The following is a 2,677-nucleotide window of genomic DNA, read 5'->3' on the forward strand; positions in this document are numbered from 1 at the left end:
GGACCGGCGTAGGCGGTGTCCGCCCGGCCCGACCGGTCGTGTGCCGTGCCGGGCCGGGCGGGACGGGCCGGGGTGCGGGTCAGGACGAGCGCAGGTCCCGGGCGATGAGCATCCGCTGGATCTGGTTGGTGCCCTCGAAGATCTGCGGGACCTTCGCCTCCCGGAGGTAGCGTTCCACCGGGAAGTCGCGGGTGTAGCCCGCGCCCCCCAGCACCTGCACGGCGTCCGTGGTGACCTGCATGGCGGCGTCGGTGGCCACGAGCTTGGCCACCGACGACTGCCGCCCGAACGGCATGCCGCGGTCACGGCGGCGGGCGGCGTCGAGGTAGGTGGCGCGGGCGGAGTCGACGGCGGCGGCCATGTCGGCGAGCAGGAACTCCAGCCCCTGGAAGTCGATGATCGGCTTGCCGAACTGGGTCCGGCCCTCGGCGTAGGCCACGGCCTCGTCGAGCGCCGCCTGCGCCAGCCCGACGGAGCAGGCCGCGATCCCGAGCCTGCCCGAGGCCAGGGACGACAGCGCGATCTTCAGGCCGTCGCCCTCGGCACCGATCAGCCGGTCGGCGTCCACCCGGGCCTCGTCGAACAGCATCTGCGCGGTGGTCGAGCCGGTCAGGCCCATCTTGCGCTCGGCGGGGGCCGCTGTCAGGCCGGGTGTGTCCGCGTCCACGAGCAGGCAGCTCACGCCCCTGCCGCGGTCCGGGGCGTCGGGGCTGCCGGAGGTTCGCACCATCGTCGTGTAGTAGTCCGCCTGCCCGCCGTGGGTCGTCCACGCCTTCGCCCCGGTGACGACGTAGACGTCGTCCTCCCGCCGGGCGCGGGTGGCCAGGGCGGCGGCGTCCGAGCCCGCCTGCGTCTCGGACAGCGCGTAGGCCCCCAGCAGACCGCCCTCCAGCATGGCGGGCAGCCAGCGGTCGCGCTGTGCGTCGGTGCCGTGGTGGGCCAGGGCGAAGCAGGACATCGTGTGCACCGACAGGCCCACGCCCACCGACATCCACGCCGCGGCGACCTCCTCCAGCACCTGCAGGTAGACCTCGTACGGCACCGCGCCGCCACCCCAGCGCTCCGGGTACGGCAGGCCCAGCAGTCCGGCCTCGCCGAGCACCCGGAACTGCTCGCGGGGGAACCGGGCCGCCTCCTCGTACTCGGCGGCGCGGGGCGCCAGTTCGTCGCGGGCGATCTCGCGGGTGAGTGCGAGCAGGTCCTCGGCCTCGGTGGACGGGAGCAGGCGCGGGACGGGCATCGGTGCCTCCGGTCGGACGTCGGCGGACGGTGACGATACTGAGAATAGTACTGTGGTTCGCCTGTCAGTACTGTCGCGGCGTCCGCGTAGTGTTCCGGTATGCGACCGAGCCGATCGCCGACCCGGCGGCAACTGGCCGTGCTCGACGAGCTGGAGGAGTTGTTCCTCGCGGAGGGGTTCGTCTCGTTCACCCTCGACGACCTGGCCGCGCGCCTGCGCTGTTCGAAGACGACGCTGTACGCCCTCGCGCCGAGCAAGGAACAGCTCGCGGTGAAGGTCGTCGCCCGGTTCTTCAAGGGCGCGGCCGAGCGCATCGAGCAGCGCATCGCCGGGATCACCGACGCCCGGGAGACCGTGCGCACCTACCTGGCGGGGGTGGCCGCCGAGCTGGACCGGGCCTCGCCCGTGTTCATGGCCGACGTCGCGTCCTTCGAGCCCGCCCGGGCGGTGTACGAGCTGAACTCCGAGGCCGCGGCGTCCCGGATCCGGCGGTTCATCGCCGACGGCGTCCGGCAGGGGGTGTTCCGCGAGGTGCACGCCGGGCTGATCGCGGAACTGGCCGCGGTGCTCATCGAGAGCATCCAGACGGGCGCGGTCCGCACCCGCACCGGCGTCTCCGACGCCGAGGCCTTCACCGCCCTCGGCGAGCTCCTCCTCGACGGGGTGACGCAGTGACCGCCCCCGCCGAGGTGTGCCGTGAAGGACCCCTTCGCTGCGTGTGGTGCCGTGAAGGCCTCCTTCCCTGCATCCGACGCAGTGAAGGACCCCTTCACGGCACACCTGCCCGGTAGGATCCGTGGGCGTGCTGGTTTCCGCGGGTGAGGCGCTCGTCGACCTGGTTCCCGTGCGTGCGGGGGGCGGTGTCGGCGGAGTGGGGTCCACATCGGACCTGCTCGCGCCGCGTCTCGGCGGCGGGCCGTACAACGTCGCGCTCGCGGCGGGCCGACTCGGGGTGCCCACGGCGTTCCTGTCCCGCCTGTCGACCGACCGGTTCGGCGACGCGCTGCTCCGCAGGCTGGAGGAGTCCGGTGTGGACACCTCGCTGGTGCGGCGTGGGCCCGAGCCGACGTCGCTGGCCGTGGTGACGTTGGACGACGACGCCGGGGCGGAGTACCGCTTCTACGTCGAGGGCACGGCCGACCGGCTGATCACCGACCCCGGGCCACTGCCCCCGGACACGACGGCGCTGTCGGTGGGCACGCTGGGCATGCTCCTCGATCCGGGGGCGCGGGCGTACGAGGCGGTGCTGCGGCGTGAGCACGACCGCGGCGTGCTCACCGCACTCGACCCGAACATCCGGCCCGGCCTGATCGCCGACCCGGCCGCCTACCGGGCGCGGTTCGCCGCGTGGCTGCCGTCGGTGCGGCTGCTCAAGCTCTCGATCGAGGACGCGGACTGGCTGGCGGGCGGGCCCGGGACCGTCCGCGCCGGCGGGGT

General features: G+C 73.7%; 3 protein-coding genes. 2 read left to right on the forward strand and 1 reads right to left on the reverse strand.

Features of this window, described 5'->3' with window-relative positions; all coding sequences use genetic code 11:
- Positions 1–79: 79 nt before the first annotated feature.
- Positions 80–1,240, reverse strand: coding sequence for an acyl-CoA dehydrogenase family protein (locus ACTIR_RS0106260; RefSeq protein ID WP_026453615.1), 1,161 nt, complete (start codon positions 1,238–1,240; stop codon positions 80–82).
- A gap of 99 nt (positions 1,241–1,339) precedes the next feature.
- Here ACTIR_RS0106260 and ACTIR_RS0106265 point away from each other — a divergent pair, with 99 nt between their 5' ends.
- Together ACTIR_RS0106265 and ACTIR_RS0106270 are read left to right on the forward strand one after the other, a co-directional pair.
- Positions 1,340–1,915, forward strand: coding sequence for a TetR/AcrR family transcriptional regulator (locus ACTIR_RS0106265; RefSeq protein WP_026453616.1), 576 nt, complete (start codon positions 1,340–1,342; stop codon positions 1,913–1,915).
- Positions 1,916–2,042: 127 nt separating this feature from the next.
- A partial coding sequence (locus ACTIR_RS0106270; RefSeq protein ID WP_026453617.1) for a PfkB family carbohydrate kinase occupies positions 2,043–2,677 on the forward strand: 635 nt, incomplete at its 3' end.

The organism is Saccharomonospora iraqiensis subsp. iraqiensis (assembly GCF_000430445.1).
Lineage (GTDB): Bacteria > Actinomycetota > Actinomycetes > Mycobacteriales > Pseudonocardiaceae > Saccharomonospora > Saccharomonospora iraqiensis.

Coding starts and splice junctions, on each gene's coding strand:
- ACTIR_RS0106260 (WP_026453615.1), bottom strand. CDS start 1,240: ATGCCCGTCCCGCGCCTGCTCCCGTCCACCGAGGCCGAGGACCTGCTC.
- ACTIR_RS0106265 (WP_026453616.1), top strand. CDS start 1,340: ATGCGACCGAGCCGATCGCCGACCCGGCGGCAACTGGCCGTGCTCGAC.